The sequence below is a fragment of the Chitinimonas viridis genome, assembly GCF_030409555.1.
GTDB lineage: Bacteria > Pseudomonadota > Gammaproteobacteria > Burkholderiales > Chitinimonadaceae > Chitinimonas > Chitinimonas viridis.
In genome coordinates, this window is sequence record NZ_JAUFPU010000018.1 from 654,239 (window position 1) to 673,553 (window position 19,315).

A 19,315-nucleotide genomic window follows, 5' to 3' on the forward strand; every position below is an offset into this window, starting at 1 on the left:
TTAACATGGTCAAATCTAAATACGAATGATTTGCATTTGTTAGTGCATAAAGCGCCCCTGTCCACCTCCTTACCTGCCGCCAACCGACTGGCCTGGCTGGTGCTTTGCCTAGGCCTGCTGTCGGTGCTGACCCTGCTCAGCCTGACCCTGGGCGCCAAGCCCATCTCCCTGGCGGTAGTGGCCGACAGCCTGTTCGGGCCGGGCCAGCACCCCGACGCCATCATCATCACCGAAGGCCGCCTGCCGCGTACCCTGCTGGGCCTGCTGGCCGGCGCCGCGCTGGGTCTCTCTGGCGCCATCATCCAGGCGCTCACCCGCAATCCGCTGGCCGATCCCGGCATATTGGGCGTCAACGCTGGCGCCAGCTTTGCCGTGGTGTTGGGCGCGGGCGTCTTCGGCATTACTTCGGCCGCGGGCTACTTGGCTTTTGCCTTTGTCGGCGCGCTGGCCACCACCTTGCTGGTCTATCTGGTCGGCGCCTATGGCACAGCCAGGCTGGAGCCCATGCGCTTCGTACTGGCCGGTGTGGCCATCAGCGCGGTGATGATGGGCTTTGCCTCCAGCATCACCTTGCTCAATCCCTGGGCCTTCGACCGCGTGCGCTTCTGGAGCGCCGGCTCGCTCGATGTACGCGATCTGGACCTGGTGCTGCAGGTGGCGCCTGCCCTGCTGCTGGGCATCGTCATCGCCCTGCTGCTGGCACGCCCGCTCAATGTGCTGGGCATGGGCGAGGACCTGGCCGTCTCGCTGGGCAGCCGGCCCAGGCTGATCCATGCGACGGCGGTACTGGCCATCACCCTGCTGTGCGGCGCCAGTACCGCCATCGCTGGCCCCATAGGCTTTGTCGGCTTGATGATTCCGCACATTGCCCGCTGGATGGTGGGTACCGACCAGCGCTGGATCATGGCCTGCACGCTGCTGCTGGCACCGGTACTGTTGCTGGCCTCCGACATCATCGGCCGGCTGCTGGTACCGGGCGAACTGCGTGTGTCCATCGTGACGGCCTTCGTCGGCGCCCCGGTGCTGATCTGGCTGGCGCGCCGGGCGCAGCCCAGCGGGAGCCGCACATGAGCCCATCCGATTACCTCTACCTGGGCCGGCCCACAGGCCCTATCTACCTGCGCGTGCGGGCCAAGGGCCTCTGGGCGGGCATGCTGCTGGCTCTGGCAGCCTTGATGCTGGCCGGACTCGCCCTCGGTGCCGGTGCGCTGGAACTGAGCCATGCCCAGGTCTGGCAGGCGCTGCTGGGTGAGGGCCCTGCACGGCTGGGCGCCGTGGTGCGTGAATGGCGGCTGCCGCGTGTGGTAATGGCACTGGTGGTCGGTGGCGCGCTGGGCATGAGCGGCGCCATCTTTCAGTCGCTGATACGCAACCCGCTGGGCAGCCCGGACGTCATCGGCTTCAACACCGGTGCCTATACCGGTGCCCTGGTCACCATCATCCTGCTGCAAGGCTCCTACTTCGAGATTGCCACTGGTGCTCTGGTGGGTGGCCTGGCTGCCGCCCTGCTGGTCTATCTGCTAGCCTATCGCCGCGGCATCCAGGGCTTTCGCCTGATCATCGTGGGCATCGCCATCAGTGCCATGCTGGCGGCTTTCAATACCTGGCTGATGATCAGCGCCAGCCTGGAATCGGCCATGACGGCTGCACTCTGGGGCGCCGGCTCTCTCAACGGCATCACCTGGGACAAGGCCCTGCCTTCCGCGCTGTTCAGCCTGGTCGCCATGATGCTGACGCTGCTGCTCGGCCGGCGCATGGCGCTGCTGGAAATGGGCGATGACAGCGCCAGCGCGCTAGGCGTGCCGGCCGAGCGCACGCGCCTGCAGCTGATGAGCCTGGGCGTGGTGCTCACGGCCGCCGCCACCGCCGCCGCCGGCCCCATCTCATTCATCGCCCTGGCCGCACCGCAGATCGCGCAGCGGCTCAGCCGCAGCCATGGCACGGCACTGCTCTGCGCCTTCTGGGTCGGTGCGCTGCTGCTGTTGCTGGCTGACTATTGCGCCCAGCACCTATTCGCCCCACGCCAGTTACCGGTCGGCATCGTTACCGTCAGCATAGGCGGCCTCTACCTGGTATGGCTGCTGTTCCGTCAATCCCGCCTGGCCTCATCATGACCCCTGCCCGCCTATCCCTCGCCCAACCCGTCCCTGACGAGGCCACCCCGCACTATACCGAGCCCGCTACGGTCCGGCTGCGTGGCCAGCACCTGCGGCTGGGCTATGGCGACCGGGTGATCTGCCCGCAACTGGATGTACGCATCCCCGACGGCTCCTTCACCGTCATCGTCGGCCCCAACGGCTGCGGCAAATCCACCCTGCTGCGCAGCCTGTGCCGCCTGATCACGCCACAGGCCGGCCAGGTCTATCTGGACGGCAGGCAGATACGCGACTATCCGGCGCGCACCGTGGCCCAGCAGCTGGGCCTGCTGCCGCAGAGCGCCACGGCGCCCGACGGCATCAGCGTGCTCGACCTGGTATCGCGCGGCCGCTACCCCCACCAAAGCCTGCTGCGACAATGGAGCCCGCAGGACGAGATCGCGGTACAGACCGCCATGCAGGCCACCGGCGTGGCCGACCTGGCCGGCCGCGCCGTGGATGAGCTATCGGGCGGCCAGCGCCAGCGCGTCTGGGTCGCCATGGCCCTGGCGCAAGAGACACCCCTGCTGCTCTTGGACGAACCCACCACCTATCTGGACATCGCCCATCAGATCGAGCTGCTGGAGCTGTTCCGCCATCTCAACCGCCACACCGGCCGCACCCTGATTGCCGTGCTGCACGACCTGAACCATGCCTGCCGCTACGCCACCCACCTGATCGCCATGCGCGAAGGCCGCATCGTGGCCGAGGGCGCACCTGGCGATGTGGTGACGGCCGACATGGTGGAACAGGTCTTTGGCCTGCCCTGCCTGGTGATGGCCGACCCCGTCAGCCACACCCCCATGGTGATTCCGCGGGGCAAGGTGCATATGGCCTGAGCATCGCTATGCTGGGGTTGGTTAGCAGAGCCAAATACTGCGCCAGCTAGCCCGATATGAAGGCCCCACGCAATACGGGAAGCGTTCTCCATGTCGGATGTCGGGCCCGCAGGAGGGTCGACGGCGATGCTTGGGCCGCCTGGGTTATTTGGGAATCTTTCCCGTCTTGCGGGCGACGTATTCCTGCTTGAGCGCTTTTCGACCCAGGTCATCGAGCTTGGTGAAATCGACCATGCCGGCCTTACTTGCCCACCATTTGCCGGGGACGACACTTCCCTTTTGCGCGTTGTTGAACTTGGCTGCAAACGCGTCTTTTGCCTGCCGAGAAGCATCCAGCTTAGCGGTATTGAAACCCGCGGCCGTCAGTGTGGCTTTGACATACGCGTGCTTCTCGCGCTTGTATCCTTGCGGATCCAAGGCCTTGTCCACGGTAGCCAACCCCTGTTCCTTGAAATGCTTTTTCGCCAGCGCTCGCGGTCCGAGAACATGTTCGACATTGTGTTTCTTGAGCTTTCTCGCGACGTAATCGGCGCGCGCCTCTTTGATACGCTGCCGGTCTGCCCCCAGATCCAATCCGGACAGGAAACCCTGGCTGGCATGCCACTGCTGGCCCAACGTCGCGGGATCCGCCCCCGCCTTGAAGTCAGTCAGCTTCTGATCAAAGCGTCGCTTGGCGGCCTCCCGGGCTTCGACATGAGCCTTGTATACGCTGCCCTTCATTCCCTGGTGGTGCTGGTAAACGCTTAATGCATTCGCCCCACCCAAGCGCACCTCATCATCCAGCGCCGAGGCGCCCATAAGCGGCTTGGTTCCGCCGTGATGCGTGAGTACATTCCAGCCAGCGTCCTTTACAGCCTGTTCCAACCCCCCCTTGCCAAGCTGAGGGAATGACTCAAGCAACTTGCGCCCAAAACCTGCTTCGCTAGTTGTGCCTGCAGTTTTCATGCGCCACTTCGAAGCAAGCGTCATGGCGCGCATGCCAGACCCTGTATTGCCGATGCCAACGCTGCGCTTGCCGGTAATTTCCTCGACGTACGACCCCATGGTGAGCCCGCCGAGGTAGCCGGTCTTGCTCGCATCGTCGAAGAGGACATCGTCGCCCGGAGCCTTGGGCGTGTATTTCGCGGCTTTGATGGCCAGGAACTTCATGGCCCGGCTCTCCACCGTCGCCGTCTTCAGGTCCAGATCGAGTGGCACCGCGCGACCGACGATAGGTCGGCCAATAACGGGGCCTGGCCTATCCTGGCCTGCCTTCTTGCCTGTCTTGTATTTCCCTGGGGATGGTCCGCGCACCTCGTTGACATCGAAATAAGACGTTGTGCCCATGGGCACCATCATGCCCTGCGTCCAGGCTTCGTCGCCGAACCGGGGGAGGACAGAATAGGTACCGAAGATATCGACCTCCTTCCCCCTTGCGTTGGCCATATCGGGGCCGATTGCGTAGGGTATCTTCAGTTGCGCCGTTACGCTTCCGACCGTGGTCGGCGTGCCTTGGGCGAGATGGGTGATGTTGGCAGTGAAATCCTTGCCGCGATATCTCGGCACCGGGGGCTGGGGATTGGCGTTCAGTACCGGTTCTGGCTCGGACTGCAACCTCCGCCTTTTTGTTGGTCTATCCACTTTCCTCGCTCCTATCGCCTGTTTTGTGCGGCCCCGGTGGTGTCCGGCGTGCTATTGACGTTAACGCGGACGGCTGATCAAAAGTCGCTGCCGGATCAGTATAGGTGCTTCGCACCGGCACCCAAGGTCTAGCATACCGGCCCACCCCAACGAGACACCCAAGCACCCAAACCGTCGCCGACTTCAAGACAGCACCGCCTCAACCCAAGGTATCTATCCCCCCCAGCAATTGCGCCAGGCACGGCCCCAGCACCTCCAGCGACGCCGGCGAGACGATGTCCTCGTGCGCGCAGTCGAACTCATGCACCGCTAGGCCGGCCACGAACGGTGCCCAGGTCTGCTGCACGTCCATGCCCTGCGGCAGGGTCCGCTTGGCGACGAACAGCACCGCCTGGCCCTCGAACCGCTTGGTACTGGCCTGTGACAACAGGCGGACGGCGTCCTGGTAGTTGGCCACGATATGGCCGAACATCTCGGTCTTCTCGCGCAGCATGAAATCGTCCGCTGCCTCTTCGGTCGCTGCCATGAACTGCGCCTGCTCGCGCGCCACCTCGGACTTAGCCTCCTCCTCTGTCGGGCCGCTCCAGTCCTGTCCCTCGGGTGGGTAGGTATCGAGCAGGCCCAGGAAGGCCACCGTCTCGCCTTCTGCCTGCAACCTTGCAGCCAGGCCCTGTGCCACCGTGCCGCCCAGCGAATAGCCGATCAGGTGATAGGGGCCCTGTGGCTGTAAGCGCCGTAGATTGGTCAGGTGCTGTTCCACCATGGCCGGCATGTCGGCGCTGGCCGCGATCGCACCTTGCGGCCGTGGCGACTGCAGCCCGACCAGGCCCAGGCCCTCGGGCAGGTAGCGGGAGAAGCCGCTGTACTGCCAGGCAAAGCCCGATGCCGGGTGGATGCAGAACAAGGGTTTGCCCTGGCCGGGCCGCAGGTGCAGCACCTCGCCGAAACCGGCATTGGCCGGGTCTGCCGCCTGCCCGGCATCGCCCAGTACGGCAGCCAGCTTGGCCACCGTGGGCGAGACCATGATCTGCCCGACCGACACACCCTGCCGCAATTCGCGCCGCAGTTCTGCCGCCAGTCGCATGGCCAGCAGCGAGTGTCCGCCCAGGGCAAAGAAATCGTCCTCCGCCAGCACGGCCGGCACCGCCAGGATACGGGCAAAGGCCGCCGCCACCTGGCTCTCCAGGCCTGGCCGCGGCAACCGGCCGCCGGATGCAGCCGCGCCGGATGGCTCGGGTAGAGCCTTGCGGTCCAGCTTGCCGTTGGCACTGAGCGGAAAACTGGCCAGGCTGACGATGGCCACCGGCACCATATGCGCGGGCATCCGGGCCGCCAGCGCCGCGCGCAAGGCCGTTGTGTCCAAGTCCGCCGCGGGATCGCTGGGAACCACATAGCCCACCAGTTGCCGGGTATCGGCTCCTGCCATGCCCGGCTGGCTGCCCAGGGTGCGGGCATGCACCACTGCCCATGCCACGCCGGGCTGTGCCAGCAGCACCGCCTCGATCTCGCCCAGCTCGATGCGCTGTCCGCGGATCTTGAGCTGGTCATCGCTGCGGCCCAGGTATTCCACATCGCCGGTCGGCAGCCAGCGCGCCACGTCGCCGGTACGGTACATGCGTTCGCCATCGCCCCAGGGGTCGGCCACAAAGCGGGTCGCTGTCAGGTCGGGCCGGCCCAGATAGCCATGGGCCAGCTGTATGCCGGCCAGGTACAGCTCGCCCGGCACGCCCACCGGCACCGGCCGCAGGTAGTGGTCGAGGATGCGCAGCTGGGTGTTCCAGACCGGGCGGCCGATAGGTACGCTGGCCGCCAGCCGGGTACCGGCGTCATCATCCGCCGCCGGCTTGTAGCTGACATCGACGGCCGCTTCGGTGGGGCCGTACAGATTATGCAGTGGCGCCGCCAGCAACACGCCATACAGGTCGGCCAGCTCGCGCGAGAGGGCTTCGCCGCTGCAGAATACCCGGCGCAGGCTGGCGCAATGGCCTGCCTGCGCGACCGGCAGCCCTTGCAGGTGGCCCACGAAGGCCGCCAGCATCGAGGGCACAAAGTGCGCTGTGGTAATGCCTTGCTCGTCGATCAAGCGCAGCAGGGCCTCCGGGTCGCGGTGCGACTCAGGCGGTGCCATGTAGAGGCGCGCGCCATACAGCAATGGCCAGAAGAACTCCCAGACCGACACATCGAAACTGCAGGGTGTCTTCTGCAGCACCACGTCCTCGGCGCTCAGGCCATACTCATGCTGCATCCACACCAGCCGGTTGACGATGGCCTGGTGCGATACCAGCACCCCCTTGGGCCGGCCCGTGGAGCCGGAGGTGTACAGCAGATAGGCCGGATGCTCAGGCGTGAGCCCGTCCGCCGCACAGGCCGGCAGAGGCTGGCCGGCATCCGGCTCCAGCGCATCGACCAGGAACAGCTTGCCCAGGTGTGCAAAGCGGGCTGCCAGTGCGCTGGTGGTCACGATCACGGCGGGCTTGGCGTCGCCGACCATATAGGCCAGGCGCTCGTCTGGGTAGCCGGTATCCAGCGGCAGGTAGGCCGCCCCGGCCTCTATCGCCGCCATCAGCGCCAGGCTGAGCAGGACCGAACGCGGCAGTGCCACGGCGACAATATCGCCCAAACCCACCCCGGCCGCCTGCATGCGCGCACCCAGCAGTGCTACCTGGCGGCGCGTCTGCCGGTAATCCAGCTGGTGCGCCTCATCCAGCAGCGCCGGCCACTGTGGCGTGCGCACTGCCTGCTCCGCCAGCATGGCGCGCAAGGTCGTACTCGGCACCTCGGCCTGGGTGGCGTTGATCGCGTTCACCAGCTGCAGCTCGGCGGGCGTCGGTGCCAGATAGGCGCCCCACGGCAGCTCAGGCCGGTAGGCCAGGTAGTCCAGCAGCATGCGTAGCCGCTCGGCCAGCAAGGCCGGCTCGCGCACCAGATTGCGATACTCGATCAGCAGCCGCAGCTGCTCGCCCGGCAGTACCAGGACGGTGAGCGGGTAATGGGTATGGCCACGGTTGCGCAGCGCGCCCAGTTGCGCACCGCGGTAGTCCCGGGCATGCAGATCATCCTGGTCCGGGTAGTTCTCCACCACCAGCAGGGTATCGAACAGATTGGCCTGCCCCGCCAGGCGCTGTATCTCGCCCAGGCCCAGGCCATCGTTCTCAAGCAGCTGTATCTGCTGCGCCTGCACGGCGGCCAGTTGCGCCAGCAGCGGCTGTTGCGGGTTGAGGCGGATACGTACCGGAATGGTGTTGCTGAACAGGCCGATATGCTCATCTATGCCATCTACCGGGCTGAAGCGGCCCGATACCGGCGAACCGAACACCACATCGTCGCGGCCGGTGAGGATGGACAGCAATGCCGCCCACACCCCCTGCATCAGGGTATTGAGCGTCACCCCCTGCTCGCGACAACGGGCCGTCAGTGCCTGATCCAGCTCGGCGGGGACGACCATCTCCAGCTCGTGCACCGCCGGTTCGGCTGTCTCGCCGCCATACAGCAAGGTGGGTTTGGCATGGTCCAGTACCTCGCGCCATAGCGTCCGCGCCGCAGCCAGGTCGCGCCGCGACAGGGCCTGTACCACGGTGGCGTAGTCCACCCGCGTAGGCCGCAGGCATGCGGGGCCGTCACCGTAGGCCAGCAGCAGGTCGCGCAACAGGATGGGCGTGGACCAGCCGTCCACCACCAAGTGGTGGGCGGTGATGAACAGGCTGTGCACGGCGTCGCCATGGTGCGCCAGCAGCGCATGCAGCAAGGGCGCCTTGCCGTCTGTGCCGATGACGAAATCGCGATCCAGCTCGGCGCGCTCCAGTTCCTGCAGGGCCGCCGCCTGTGCATCGCGTGGCAGGCTGCCCAGATCAACCTCCTGCCAGGGCCAGCGGTGCCCTGCCTGCGTGGGCGGCAAGGGCAGCACCTGCAGTGCCTCCTGCCGCGATTCTTCGTCAAATCGTGCCCCCAGCTGGGGATGGCGCCGCAGCACGGCCTCCAGCGCATCGCGCAGGCCGGCCACATCGATCGGCCCGGTGAAATCCAGCCGGGTGATGGAGTTGTACTTGCTCGCGGTCTCGCCCAGTTGTGCGTGGAACAGCAACCCTTCCTGCAAGGGCAAGACGGGCAGCACCGCCGCCAGGGGGCCATGCCGCTCGCGCAAGGCCGCCAGCTCGGCAGCGCTCAGCGTCAGCCCCGGCGCCAGCGGGGTCTGCGCCGCCACCAGCGTGTCGCTGGCGGCATCGGCATGCTGCTGCGCATACGCCGCCAGCTCGCCGGCATGCTGGGCCAGCGCCTGGTGCAGATGGGCGATGGTGGCCTCGTCGTGGATGGCTGGCGCCCAGCTCCAGTTCAGCGCCAGGCGCGGCCTGGCGGCACCCTCTTCAACGAAGGCATTGAGTTCCAGCCCGTACAACATCGCCATGTCCGGGTCCATGTCCACGGCAAAGGCATCGGCGAAGCAGCCGCCGGCCCGCTGCGGCATCCAGTCGCCCTCGCTGGCGCCGAAGCGGCCCAGGTAGTTGAACAGCATGGCCGGCCTATGCAGCGCCTCCAGCGCGGCCAGCGCCGGCCCATGGTCCTCGTCCAGATAGCGCAGCACGCCATAGCCCAGGCCCCGCTCAGGTATCTGCCGCAAGCCCTGCTTGATAGCCCGCACCGCCTCCACTGGCGTTGTCACGGCACGCAGATCAAGGCCCACCGGATATTCGGCCGTCAACCAGCCCACGGTGCGCCCCAGGTCTACACGCTCGTCGTCGCTCTGCCGCCCGTGCGATTCCATCGCCAGGCGCAGCTGGGGCGAGCCGAAGACGGTCTTGCAGGCCAGGCTCACGGCCGTCAGCAGAATTTCCTCGACGTTGGCGCGGTAGGCGGCTGGCAGGCTCAGCAGCAAGGCGTCGGTCAGGTCGGCGTCGAGCAGCGTGCGCTGCTGTCTGGCCGCGCCATAGTGATCCTGGGTGGCATCAAGCGGGCGCCGGCCCCAGGCTGGGAGCGGCTCGGCCAACATGCTTCGCCACATGGCCAGCTCGGCACGACGGGCAGGCACGCTGGCGGCCAGGCTGCGCGACCAGTCCGGCAGTGCCGTCTCCTCACGCGGCACCATGGGCGTCACACCGGCCATGGCGGCCTCGCAGGCAAGGGCCAGTTCGGACAGCAGGACGCGCCAGGACACCCCATCGACCGCCAGATGGTGGATCACCCACAGCAGCGAGGCCTCGCCTGCGCTGCTGGTCAGGCGGATCGCCTGCATCATCAAGCCTTGCGATGGCGCCAGGCGGGCAGCGGCCTGCCGGAACAGCGAGTCCAGCTCGCCATCGGCCAGCGCCGCTTCATGCAGGATGCGGCTATCGAGTTCGGCATGGATCTGGCCGAGCACCAGGCCATCGCCTTCCACCTTGCTGCGCAGGGCCGGGTGGGCGCGCTGCAGGGCCAACAGCGCCTGCGCCAGGTGGTGCTTGGCCACGCCTGCCGGCAGTTTCAGGAGCACGGCCTGGGCGTAGCGTCGATCCAACCCGTAGTGCTGGTGGAACCAACTGACTATGGGTAAGCGGCCTACCTTGCCGACCGCGTCGCCCACCACCGACTCGACGCCGGTGAGCGCCTGCATGGCCCCGGCCATGCGCGACGGCGTGCGCAAGGCAAAGATGTCACGTGGGCGCAGCAGAAAACCGCCACGGCGCAGCTCACTCCCCAGGCTCATGGCCGAGATGCTGTCGCCCCCCAGGCTGAAGAAATCATCGTCCGCGCCCACGCCTGCCAGGCCCAGCACCTTGGCCACGCCCTGGCAGACCAGCCGTTCAGCCTCGGTGGCTGCTTCGCGCTGCGTGGCCGCAGCCTGCGGCACGATAGCGGGCAGGGCCTTGCGGTCTATCTTGCCATTGACCGTCAAGGGCCAAGCCGGCAGCAGCATCAAGGCGGCCGGCACCATATAGTCCGGCAGGTGGCCGGCCAGCTCGGCCAGCAGGGCCTGTTCCCGGCCCGCTTCTGCCGCCTGGCCGTCGGCCAGCACACAGTAGGCGACCAGCCGGTGGCTGCTACCAACGGCCTGCGCCAGCACCACCGCACCCGTCACTCCCGGCAGCGCGACCAGTGCATGCTCAACCTCGCCCAGCTCGATGCGGAAGCCGCGTACCTTGACCTGCTGGTCACCCCGGCCGATGAATTCCAGCTGCCCGTCGGCACGCCAGCGCACCAGGTCGCCAGTGCGGTACATCAGCCCGCCATCAGCCCAGGGGTCGGCCACGAAGCGGCTGGCCGTCATGCCCGGCCGGCCCAGATAGCCCCGTGCCAGCCCCGGCCCGGCTACATACAGCTCGCCCACCACGCCGGTTGCCACCGGGCGCAGCTGGGCATCGAGCACATGGACGCGGGTGTTGGCCACCGGCCGCCCCACCACGGGTTCCTCGCTCAGGGCGACATCGGCACTCAGGGTATCGACGGTGTATTCGGTGGGGCCATAGAAATTGTGCACCCGCAGGCTGGGGTACTGCCGCACTGTCCGCCACAGGGCCGGCGAGACCGCCTCGCTACCCACCAGGGCCAGGCAGGGCTGGTGCCAGCCTGCCGCCAGCAGGCCGCAATCCAGCATCTGCTGCAACAGCGAGGGCGGCATATCGATGGCGTCGATGGCCTGGCTGCGCACCAGTTCAACCAGCGCCTGGGCATCGCGCCGTAGCATTTCGTCGCACAGGTGCAGTTCTTGCCCCAGCACCAGCCAGAACAACTGCTCCCACGAGGCATCAAAAGCGAACGAAGTGCTGTGCATGGCCCGTAAACGGCGCCCGCCCAGGGCCGCCAGGGTGTCGCCATAGAGGCCATGGCGGTGCGATGCCAGCAGGTTGTTCAGACCACCTCGGCAAACCATCACGCCCTTGGGTGTGCCGGTGGAACCCGAGGTATAAATCAGGTAGGCGAGGTGCGCGGCCTGCAATGGCTGGCGCCGCTCGCCATCATCGATAGGCATAAGCGACCGCGCAGCCATGCGCTGCACCACCACCGCGTCGTCCAGGCACAGCACGCTGTCCATGGCTGGCAGCCGGCCGCGCAAGGCCGTCGTGGTCAGCAGCAGTGCTGGCCGGGCATCCTCACACATCAAGGCCAGACGTTCATCGGGGTAGTCCAGCTCCAGTGGCAGATAGGCGGCGCCGGCCGCCAGTACGGCCAGGATGGCCACCACGGCCTGCGCGCCCCGTGGCAGTGCAATGGCGACCACATCGTCCGCCCCCAGGCCCTGTGCCAACAGCTCCCGGCCCAGTTGTGCCACCTGCCCGGCCAGCGTGGCAAAGTCGAGCGCCTGGCCATTGCACACCAGGGCGCGCTCCGCCGCCTGGCCCTCGGCCTGCTGCCAGAACACCGCCATGACATCGGCCGCATCGTCTACCATTGCCCCCTGCGACCACGCCGCCAGCCGGGCCAGCTCGGCCTGCCCCGGCAGTGCCGGCGCCGATAGCAGCGTCTGCTCACCGGCCAGCAGCCCGCGCAGCAGGGTATCGAGTCGTTCAGCGTGCAAAGCCAGCTCCTCGGCGCGGTAACGGGCGGGATTGGCCGCCAGTTCCAGCGTCAGCGCGCCGTCTTCCAGCCACAGGCCGAACTCCAGGTCTTCCACCGGGCCAGCGGCCAACAGATGGGTCATGCCGCTGGCACCTTCCAGCGCCAGCTGCTGGTCGTAGATCTTGAGATTGAGTGTCGGGCCATACAGTGCGCGGCGCGAGCCCACCAGGCCCATATCGCGCTGCAATTGCTCGGCATCATAGCGCTCATGCCGGCGTATTTGGCGCAGCCCAGCCACCATGCGCTGCGCCAGCTGGGGCAAGGTCTCCCCGGCCTGCACCGTCACCTGCAGGGGCAGCACATTCACCACCGGCCCGCAAGCGCGAACCGCCACCGAGCCCAGGCGCCGCATAAAGGGCACGCCCACCACAATGTCGGCCTGCCCGCTCAGGCGATGGAGGTAGGCCACGACCGCCGCCATGGCCAGTTCGGCCGGACTCAAGCGGTCGGCCTCGCCCTGCCGGGCCAGCTGTGCGACCTGTTGCACCGGCCATTGCAGCCGCTGCCGCAGCACCTCGACATTGGCGACACTGGCCGGGCCGGCGTCGCGGCTGGAGAGGCTGACCGGCAGGGCCAGGCGGCCCGCATAGTCCTGCCAAAAGGCCTTGTCGCGCTGCCAGGCTTCGCCCTGGCGATAAGCCTGGCTCTCTTCCACCACACGGCCGAACGGGACGAAAGGGCTGGCCGACGGTATCTCGCCACGGCGCAGCGCGTTGTAGATTTCAACCATGCGGCGGGTCAGCGCGGCAAAGCTGTAGCCATCGACACAGGCATGATGGTAGCGCTGATACCAGAACCAGCGATCGGCCCCCAGGCGCATCAGCTTATGGCAGAACAAGGGCGCCTCGCCATCGGCAGGCAGCGCGTGCTCAAGGTCTGAACGCATCAGTTGCAGCGCCGCCGCGGCCGGATCGGGCTCGGCGGTCAGGTCCACGCACACGGGCCCAGGCATGGCTGCCGGCAGCCTGTGCTGCGGCAATCGCTGCACAGGCCCCGCAGCCGTCTCGACAAAACGGGCATGCAGCGTATCTGCCTCGCTCAGCCCCTGCCGTATCGCCTGGGATAGCAGGTCGGTATCCACCTGGCCGGTCAATTCGGCATAGTGGGCCACGGTATAGAGATTCTTCCGGTCGGCAATCTGATCAGCCAGCCAGATGCCCAGCTGCGCGCCGAGCAAGGGCAGTTCCAGCAGGTCGTCGGCAGGCGACTGCGATTTTGCGGTATTCAACACGTCGTAGTTCCCTTGGCCTGGGCCGGCCCGCCTGGTAGGCCGGCCGCCATGGCGATAGACAGCGGCCGGGTCAGGCGCCGCGCAGTTGGCGGGGGCGGATATCGGCCCAGTTGGTATCGAGGTAGGCCATGCAGGCCGCGCGACTCTCGGGGCCCAGCACGCTATGCCAGCCGGCGGGCACGGCCGCCAGCATGGGCCACAGGCTGTACTGCGCCTGCGCATTGATCAGCACCAGAAAAGTCTGGCTTTCGTCGTCAAACGGATTGGGGGTGTCGGCATGCATGGTTTTCTCCTTCAGATCGCCACCCCGCCTGGGCTGGCTTATGGTGTATGCGGGCTAGCGGGCCTGGTCCGCCGCCATAGGTAACGCGGTATCCGTGCGAGTGCCGCTCGGCGCCGCCAGCAACCAGGCCAGGCCGTCAAGCAGGCCACCGCGCCAGCAAAGCCAGTCGTGGCCACCTTCGAACTGCTGGTAGGCCACGGCATGGCCAGCCTGGCACAAGCCCTCATGCACGCTGTCGTTCAGGTCTATCATCACGTCCTCGCGGCTGCCCACCTCCAGAAAAACCCGCAGGTGGCCAGGCGGCAAGGTGCCGTCGGTCAGCAGTTCGGCCAACCGGCCACGGCTGCCGGGTTTGCGTGGGCAGGCCTCGCCCGGCGGCGCCTGCAGGAGTTCCACATAGGGCCACCAGAATGAGCCCGACTGGCTCAGCACCGCACCAAAGCGCTGCGGATGGTGCAGCCCGGCATAGAGGGCGGCCAGCCCTCCCAGGCTCTGGCCCGCCACCACGGTGCGGGCCGGCTTGGAGCTGCTGGGTACTAGGCCGGCGACCCAAGGCAACAATTCATGCTGCACGGCCTGCCAGAACAGGGGATTGCACGACAGCTCCGCCTGGCGGCAGCCACCGTCGATGACATCGATCAGGACATAGACGGCGGCAGGCAGATCGCCCGCCTCGGTGCGGGCCTCAAGCGCCGAAAAGATGGGCATGCGCTCAGCCCAGTGCTGCCCGTCCAGCAGCAGCACCAAGGGTCGCGCCAGCTGCTCGGCCGGGGTATCGGCCTGGCCACAGGCATAGACCCAGACAGTTCGCTGATTGCCCAGCAAGTCGCTTTTCCAATGCAGCTTCTTCAGGTGCTGCGCAGCCTGGCCTTTGCCGTCACCACGGTCATGCACCCGCCAGGCAGACTGGTCGGGTGCGCCGGGCAGGTGCAAGGCGGACAGCATGCCGGCCCAGCCGCTGGCATGGGGCGGCAGTGGGTTCAGGGCATCGGCCTGCGCCAGCCCCATGACCGACCGCCACCACTGTCGGTGACGGTCACGCCTGTCCTCCAGCGTGCCCTCGGCATCCGGCGGCAACTGGCTGGCATCGACCGGAATAAAGGCATAGCTGCCCCGCCAACTGGCAGGCAGCAGCACCTGCCAGTACCACACATCGGTGCCGGCAATGCGCTGCAGCGATTCGGGGTAGAAGGCATGGTGGTTGGTCACCGAGTTCACATCGATATAGACCCGGTGGGTAGCAGAGCGGGATTCATCCCCTGCCGGATCGCGCCAGAGAAAGGTGATGCAATAGGTATCCTCGGCCACCGGCTCGCACAGCGGCGCGCCCAGCTTGGCAACTGCCTGCCACCATCGCTCACTGCCCACCTCCACCGCTTGCAGCCAGGCTGCCGTTTCGGATGCCACAGGGTTCAAATCCACTCTCCTCCAGAATGCCCAGCAACACAGCTAGGTTGGTAGCCTTGGCCGCACTGGGCTGATATCCCGCAACGTCTCTCCAGACCCAAAGCGGCGTAGCGCCCATCTAGGCTCGGTGCGGCGTTTCATGTAATAATGAGAAATATTATCATTTGTATTCTTAATTGAGAATACGCTGAGACGCTGTATAGATCACCACCAGGGAAAGAAATCACGATGGACAGAGGTAGACAGACCCACCGCCATGCCTTGCTGCTGGCTAGCAAACTGACACTTGCCTGCATGAGTGCCATGGCCACCATGGGCAGCGGCTGGGCCGCGGAAACCGCTGCCGTGCAGCAGCAATACCAGATCCCCGCCGGCGCACTGGCCAGCCAGCTCAAGCAGTTCATCCGGCAATCGGGCGTCCAAGTGACGGTGGACGAATCCCTGCTCACGAATCTGAATGGCCAGGCCGTACAGGGCAGCCACACCCCGCAAACCGCTCTGACCGCCCTGCTGGCGGGTACCGGTCTGCATATTGCGGTCCAGGGCAATGGCCGCTTTACGCTGTACACGGCCGAAGGTGAGCTGGCCACCATCACGGTGACGGGCGAGAAGATCAACCGCTCGCTGCAGGAGACCACCACGGCGGTAACCGTGCTGCGCGGCCGCGATGTCGACCAGGGCGGCTTGCGCTCGGTCTACGACGTCGTCAACCGTGCGCCCAATGTAAGCTTCAACGGCGCCGGCATTCCCAATATGCGCGGCATCTCCGGCACGGGCCCCTCGACCGGCGTCTTCTCCTTTGTCTCCGGCGCCCGTCCGCGCGTCAGCACCTCCGTCGACGGCGTCTCCGAGAGCTGGTCCGGCCAGCGCTATGTCGATGCCGGCCTGTGGGATATCGCCCAGGTCGAAGTCATGGCCGGCCCGCAGTCCACCACCCAGGGCCGCAATACCATAGGTGGCGCCATTGTCGTCAACACCAAGGATCCAAGCTTCCAGTGGGAAGGCGCGGCGCGCATCGGCTACGAGAACCAGGACGGCAAGACCCTGCTGGCCGGCGTGGTATCCGGCCCCCTGGTCGAGGACGAACTGGCCTTCCGTGTTGCCGCCGAAGGGCTGCGCGGCCACGGTTTCATCGACTATCCCGGCAACTGGCCGTGGGATCCCTCCGAGATCCGCCGCAACAATGTGCGCGCCAAACTGCTGTGGCTGCCCAAGGACGCCCCCCAGCTATCGGCCAAGCTGACCGTGTCCCATCGCGCCAACAAGGGCGAGTACCTCAACACCGTCGATGGCAACTTCTTCGACCACCAGTTCCGTGGCATCGCCTCGAACACTCGCTACCAGGATTCCGCCAATACCACCGTCAGTACCGACATCAGCTATGAGTTCTCGCCCGCGCTGACCGGCCACTTCCTCTACAGCCGCGGCAACTACGATGCGAACTTCCAGGAATCCGGCCCAGATCGCTTCTCGCTCAAGCTGGATGAAGAAAGCAATACCCTGGAATCGCGGCTGGTCTACGACGCCAGGGATAGCGGCGTTCGCGGCGTGATCGGCCTGTTCTACTACGATCGCCACCAAGACCTCTATGCCGGCCCGGATGGCTTCGAGGGCGACGACAAGGTCAAGACGATGGCGCTGTACGGTGAATCCACCATCGCGCTAGGCAGCAAGCTGGATCTGATCCTGGGCGGCCGCATCGAACGCGAGGAACAGGACCGCGACGTCATGGCCTGGCCGGGACGCCCCTGGGCCGGCCATATCCGGACCGATATCGGCGAAACCATGCTGCTGCCCAAGCTGGGCCTCAGCTACCGGCTGTCGCCCGAAACCACCCTGGGCTTCACTGCCCGCAAAGGCTATAACCCCGGCGCCGGCAGCATCGACTGGATCACCAGCGAGTTCTACGAGTACGGCAAGGAAGAGGTCAGCACCTATGAGCTGAGCACCCGTTCGGTCTTGCTGGACAAACGCCTGAACCTCAACACCAACCTCTTCTTCAACCGCTACGACGACTACCAGGCCCTGCTGAACCGCCGCTTCGTCAACATCCCCAAGGGTCGCAGCTACGGCCTGGAGATCAGCATCAATGGCATGGCCGCCCGCAACCTGGAGCTATTCGGCTCGGTGGGCCTGCTCAATACCAAGGTCACCGGCGCGCCCGCCGGCAGCCCTGCCATCGTGGGTATTCACTTCAATTACGCCCCCAGGCTGACCGCCAACCTGGGCTTCAAGCAACGCTTCGACAGTGGCTGGTTTGTCGGTGCCGATCTCAACCGCACCGGTGACTACTACTCAGAGATCGACAACAACCCGGCATTCAAGGCCGGCGGCTACACCGTCGTCAACCTTAATGCCGGCTACGCGGCCAGCAGCTACACGATACGGGCCTATATGAAAAACGCAACCGACGAAGACGTGCTCTATCACGTCAATACCGGCCGCAGCTCCAATATCGGCACCGTGGGCCAGCCGAGAACCGCTGGCATCACGCTGGACTACCGCTACTGATATCAAGCCAGGCCACCGCCCTCCCTACGGTGGTGGCCTTTTGGGTGCATCCCTAAGAGCCACCACTCCACAGACAGGACTCCTCCATGACACCCTCCACACCGCTGACCGTAGAACGCCTGCGGCACCCCCTGAAGTTCAGGCTGCTGCAGGTGCGCCGGGTCGTTCGCCTTTCGCCCTATATGGTGTGCATCACCTTTACCGGCGACGACCTGGCCGATTTCATCTCGGCCTCGTTCGACGATCACCTCAAGGTCTTTCTGCCCCACCCTGGCGAAACTGCACCCGCCCTGCCGACCCTGGGCCCGGATGGCCCCGTCTACCCCCAGGGCCGCAGCAAACCCATCACCCGCGACTACACCCCACGACGCTACGATGCCGCGACCGGCGAACTGGACATCGAATTCGTGCTGCACGATGCGGGACCGGCAACCCTCTGGGCCGCGCAAGCCCAGCCAGGGCAATGCATAGGCATAGGCGGGCCACGTGGCTCCTTCGTCATTCCCATCGGCCATGACTGGCACCTGCTGGTCGGCGACGAAAGCGCCCTGCCCGCCATTGCCCGCAGGCTGGAGGAGCTACCCGTCGGCTGCCAGGCCCATGCCTTCCTGTCTGTCGGCCACGAAGCGGCTCGGCTCACGCTGCAGAGCGCCGCCCAACTGCACCTTACCTGGATGACGGCAGACAGCCCCCATAGACAGGCGGACAGCATGCTCGCCGCCCTGCAGCAATGGGCCACGCCTGCGGGCCAGGGCTATGCCTGGGTAGCCGGCGAATTGGCTATGGTCAGGGCCGTACGCAGCCTGCTGCTGGAGCGGGGATGGGACAAGGCACGGGTGCGCGCCGCCAGCTACTGGAAACAAGGCGAGATTGCCTCGCACGAGACGCTGGACGACTGATACGGTCGGGGCGGGGTCATTCAGCCGCTTACCAGGCGTCGCGAGCAGGTCGGGCTCAGCTGGACCTTGTCCGGCACAAACGCTGCAATTGGGCAGGCAAAGCTGGTAAAGACGGTGTCCGGCTGGATGAAATCGAAGCTGATCTCACAGGCCTTGCCTGCCCCAAGGTAAACCGACAGGGTTTCCTGCAGCACCAGGGTGAGCCGCCCCTGCTGGACATCCAGGCAGGAGAGATGGGCTGCGTCAAAATCAAAGAAGCGGCCTACCTGGCGGAACGCACCCTTGAACAGGCTTTCCTTTGCAGAAAACGCAATGGTGAGCAAGGTAGCCAAGGGCAGTTCGGTGGTCAGAGTTTCCAGGTAGCGCAGCTCTGCGGCGGAGACAGCGGTGGCAAGCAGCGCGGGCTGCATGTCGGCGCTTACCGTACGCTCAATGTCGATACCCACGCCGCCAAAGCGGCGCCCATCCAACACCATGGCCGCGGCATACTCGTCGTTATGCGAGATGCTGCCCACCACGCCCAACGGCCACAGTGGCTCACGCGATGGCCCTATGGGGATAGGTGCAGGATCGAGACCTTGCGCGGCAAGGGCATGCGCTGCAGCCAACCGGCCAAAAAAGAACTCAGCCTGGCGCTTGCGCACACTGGCCGCGATGGTAGGCGGACAGTCTATGCCATGGGTGGCAAATGCCATGCCGTCAAACTGTTGGGGTTCGAACTGCACCAGGCTGGCCGACAGCCAGCGGCCGTCTGCCATACGCACCCGTAGTCGGCGGACACGGCCGGCGGCCGGTTCAGCTTGCAGCAGCACACCCGGCGCAATCTTTGCAGCCTGTAAACGCATGGCGGTTCGTATCATGAT

Annotated in this window: 10 protein-coding genes; 5 read left to right on the forward strand and 5 right to left on the reverse strand. The window is 66.1% G+C overall.

Translation table 11 applies throughout. The features are described 5' to 3' along the window. Positions 1-42: 42 nt before the first annotated feature. Genes fepD through QWZ03_RS16190 form a run of 3 tightly spaced genes read left to right on the forward strand, consistent with a single transcriptional unit; the run spans position 43 to position 2,974 of the window. Entirely contained in the window at positions 43-1,071 is a 1,029-nt protein-coding gene (gene fepD, locus QWZ03_RS16180; protein ID WP_290333659.1) for a Fe(3+)-siderophore ABC transporter permease, read from the forward strand. Next, the gene (gene fepG / locus QWZ03_RS16185; RefSeq protein WP_290333660.1) at positions 1,068-2,114 is read left to right on the forward strand and encodes an iron-enterobactin ABC transporter permease; all 1,047 of its coding nucleotides are present in this window, start codon (positions 1,068-1,070) and stop codon (positions 2,112-2,114) included. The genes fepD and fepG overlap by 4 nt, the downstream gene beginning before the upstream one ends. Continuing rightward, positions 2,111-2,974, forward strand: coding sequence for an ABC transporter ATP-binding protein (locus QWZ03_RS16190; RefSeq protein ID WP_290333661.1), 864 nt, complete (start codon positions 2,111-2,113; stop codon positions 2,972-2,974). Before fepG ends, QWZ03_RS16190 begins: the two co-directional genes overlap by 4 nt. A 144-nt stretch (positions 2,975-3,118) precedes the next feature. Here QWZ03_RS16190 and QWZ03_RS16195 read toward each other — a convergent pair whose 3' ends face one another. The 4 genes from QWZ03_RS16195 to fes form a co-directional block, all read right to left on the reverse strand. Continuing rightward, entirely contained in the window at positions 3,119-4,594 is a 1,476-nt protein-coding gene (locus QWZ03_RS16195) for a hypothetical protein (RefSeq protein WP_290333662.1), read from the reverse strand. A gap of 199 nt (positions 4,595-4,793) precedes the next feature. Then, the gene (locus QWZ03_RS16200; RefSeq protein WP_290333663.1) at positions 4,794-13,352 is read right to left on the reverse strand and encodes a non-ribosomal peptide synthetase; all 8,559 of its coding nucleotides are present in this window, start codon (positions 13,350-13,352) and stop codon (positions 4,794-4,796) included. Positions 13,353-13,422: 70 nt separating this feature from the next. After that, positions 13,423-13,635 carry an MbtH family protein gene (locus tag QWZ03_RS16205; protein ID WP_290333664.1) on the reverse strand — a complete coding sequence of 71 codons (213 nt, stop codon included), beginning with the start codon at positions 13,633-13,635 and terminating at the stop codon, positions 13,423-13,425. A gap of 54 nt (positions 13,636-13,689) precedes the next feature. Then, positions 13,690-15,042, reverse strand: coding sequence for an enterochelin esterase (gene fes / locus QWZ03_RS16210; RefSeq protein WP_290334137.1), 1,353 nt, complete (start codon positions 15,040-15,042; stop codon positions 13,690-13,692). A gap of 228 nt (positions 15,043-15,270) precedes the next feature. Between fes and QWZ03_RS16215 the strand changes: the two genes are divergently transcribed. Further along, positions 15,271-17,553, forward strand: a complete 2,283-nt coding sequence (locus QWZ03_RS16215; protein ID WP_290333666.1) for a TonB-dependent receptor — start codon at positions 15,271-15,273, stop codon at positions 17,551-17,553. 86 nt (positions 17,554-17,639) lie between these two features. Continuing rightward, positions 17,640-18,452, forward strand: a complete 813-nt coding sequence (locus QWZ03_RS16220; RefSeq protein WP_290333668.1) for a siderophore-interacting protein — start codon at positions 17,640-17,642, stop codon at positions 18,450-18,452. 20 nt (positions 18,453-18,472) lie between these two features. Here the strand turns inward: QWZ03_RS16220 and QWZ03_RS16225 are convergent, their stop codons facing one another. Continuing rightward, positions 18,473-19,312, reverse strand: a complete 840-nt coding sequence (locus tag QWZ03_RS16225) for a 4'-phosphopantetheinyl transferase family protein (RefSeq protein WP_290333669.1) — start codon at positions 19,310-19,312, stop codon at positions 18,473-18,475. Positions 19,313-19,315 lie beyond the last annotated feature (3 nt).